Annotated in this window: 4 protein-coding genes; all 4 read left to right on the top strand. The window is 60.2% G+C overall.

The window, feature by feature from the left end:
• The coding region (locus tag VL003_RS12585) for a TerC family protein (protein ID WP_414708303.1) at positions 1-307 on the top strand (307 nt) is incomplete at its 5' end.
• Positions 294-425 carry a hypothetical protein gene (locus VL003_RS12580; RefSeq protein ID WP_325442992.1) on the top strand — a complete coding sequence of 44 codons (132 nt, stop codon included), beginning with the start codon at positions 294-296 and terminating at the stop codon, positions 423-425. The genes VL003_RS12585 and VL003_RS12580, both read left to right, overlap by 14 nt.
• The gene (gene hemC / locus VL003_RS12575; RefSeq protein WP_325442991.1) at positions 415-1,401 is read left to right on the top strand and encodes a hydroxymethylbilane synthase; all 987 of its coding nucleotides are present in this window, start codon (positions 415-417) and stop codon (positions 1,399-1,401) included. Before VL003_RS12580 ends, hemC begins: the two co-directional genes overlap by 11 nt.
• Before the next feature lie 9 nt (positions 1,402-1,410).
• Positions 1,411-2,229 carry a uroporphyrinogen-III synthase gene (locus tag VL003_RS12570; RefSeq protein ID WP_325442990.1) on the top strand — a complete coding sequence of 273 codons (819 nt, stop codon included), beginning with the start codon at positions 1,411-1,413 and terminating at the stop codon, positions 2,227-2,229.
• The last annotated feature ends 1 nt before the right edge of the window (position 2,230 follow it).

The raw sequence follows: 2,230 nt of genomic DNA, 5'->3' as shown, positions 1-2,230 counted from the left end.
TCATCAGATGGGCTACGTGATCTTTGGTCTGCTGCTTAGCGTGCCCATTATCATCTGGGGCAGTACGCTGGTACTTAAGCTGATCGATCGCTTCCCCACGGTGGTGTTGTTTGGCGCCGGGCTGCTGGGCTGGATAGCCGGCGGCATGCTGATCACCGACGTCTTTGTCGTGAATCAATTCGGCGAACCTACCGCCATGGCTAAAATAGCGGCAGAAGTGGTCGGTGTCGTCCTGGTGGTAGGGGGCGGAAAATGGCTGGCCGCACGCATGAACGCCAAAAAAGGTACTACACATGGGTCTGTTTAAACCGTCAGATAATGAAAAGAAAGATTCCGATTCAAGCATGTCGCTGTTAAGGGGCCTTTTCATTCTGGCCATTATCGGCATCATTGCTTATCTGATCGTCAATTACTATGCCGGTTAGTTCTGTTTCGCAGCCTAACAGGCTGGTTATTGCCACACGTGCCAGTCGCCTGGCGCTGTGGCAAGCACACCATGTGCGCGGCCTTTTGCTAGAGCTGTACCCGCAATGCCAGGTCGAGCTGCTTGAAATGACTACACGGGGCGACCAGATACTTGATCGCACCTTGTCCAAAGTGGGCGGTAAGGGCTTGTTCGTCAAAGAACTTGAAACTGCCTTGCTCGACGGGCGTGCCGACCTGGCCGTGCATTCGCTTAAAGATGTGCCGGTCGACCTGAAGCTGCCCTTTGCGCTCACAGCGGTCATGCAGCGCGAAGACGCCCGCGATGCACTGGTTTCCAACCAGGCCGGCGACCTGGCCCAGTTGCCGGCCGGTTCAGTGGTGGGCACCTCGAGCCTGCGCCGCGAGGCGCAGATTCGCGCGCTATATCCGCACTTAACGGTTCGCCCCTTGCGCGGCAACCTTGACACCCGCCTGGGCAAGCTCGACCGGGGCGAATACGCCGCCATTATTCTTGCCGCTGCGGGGCTGCAGCGCCTGGGTCTTGCTGATCGTATCCGGGCTTACCTTAGCCCCGAACAAAGCCTGCCGTCTGCCGGGCAGGGGGCTTTGGGCATTGAGGTCATGGCCGAGCGTGCCGATATTCGTGCATGGCTGGCGCCGCTTCAATGTCAAAGTTCAACCTGGTGTGCATTGGCCGAGCGCATGGTCTCCGCCCAGTTGGGTGGCTCGTGCCAAGTGCCCTTGGCCGCCTATGCGCAAATAGATAATGGCGTGTTGAATTTGCGCGGCCTGGTCGCGCAGCCAGACGGCCGGACACTGATACGCGCCCAGGCCTCCGGCGCCCCCGAACAGGCCGAGTCGCTGGGCCGGCAGGTTGCGGCTCAGCTGCTCGATCAGGGTGCGCGCCAGATCCTTGCCTCGCTGCTGTCCGATCATTCCACACCCGAATCGCCTCCGGGTGCTTCCGACACCTAGGCGGTAGGAATGCCGCAACGCGTGGCAGATGCGCTGATTGTCCTGACACGCCCGCAAGGGCGTAACGAAACGTTGGCTCAGGAGCTTGCCCAGCTTGGCCTCAAGCCACTTTTGATGCCGGTGCTGCAAATCAGGCCGGCCGCCGTTCAGGGCACCTTGCCAACACCAGAGCATTACGATCTGGTTGTTTTCGTGTCGGGCAATGCGGTCGTATCGTATTTTCACCAGCTTGATCAAGCCGTCACCACGCCCAGGCCATGGCCCGAGCACGGCTTGGTAGGCGTAGTGGGCGCTGCCACGGCGGCGGCGGTCGAGCGAACGGGGCGGGTGCCTTCACAGTGTATTGTGCGCCCCGACGAGGCCGACGAACAAGACTCTGAATCGCTTTGGAGGGTGCTGCAACCGAAATTGGCGCAGGTGCGCAACGCCCTGATCGTGCGCGGACAGGAAGGGCGCGAGTGGCTTGGCGGACAACTTGAAGATGCGGGTATTCAGGTGCACCGACACACCGCCTATCAGCGCGAGCCTTTGGATTGGGAGCCTATGGCCGTGCGCCAACTGCAACACGCCTCGGAAACGGGGCAGCCGGTCATCTGTCTGTTGACCAGCGCGCATAGCGTGCAGGTGTTTGTCGACAATGCCCGGCGTCACAATCTGTTGCCGGCTCTTGCCGCCTTCCGTTATGTGGTGATACACCCTCGCGTCGCAGGGCGTTTACAATCATCGCTCGGTGCGGCCTCTGGTAAGGTAGACAAGCTGGCAGTTACCATATGCCAGCCTACCGACGAAGCCGTCTTGCAAGCCGTGAAATCGCTCGCCTCCCTCTGAA

Origin of the sequence: Pusillimonas sp. (assembly GCF_035515275.1) — a bacterium.
Classification (GTDB): Bacteria; Pseudomonadota; Gammaproteobacteria; order Burkholderiales; family Burkholderiaceae_B; genus Pusillimonas.
The sequence above is the reverse complement of the archived record's forward strand: the minus strand, read 5'-3'. Positions and strand labels throughout refer to the sequence as shown.

Bases quoted from the DNA above. Each gene is read 5' to 3' on its own strand.
- VL003_RS12580 (WP_325442992.1), top strand. From the start codon at position 294: ATGGGTCTGTTTAAACCGTCAGATAATGAAAAGAAAGATTCCGATTCA.
- hemC (WP_325442991.1), top strand. From the start codon at position 415: ATGCCGGTTAGTTCTGTTTCGCAGCCTAACAGGCTGGTTATTGCCACA.
- VL003_RS12570 (WP_325442990.1), top strand. From the start codon at position 1,411: ATGCCGCAACGCGTGGCAGATGCGCTGATTGTCCTGACACGCCCGCAA.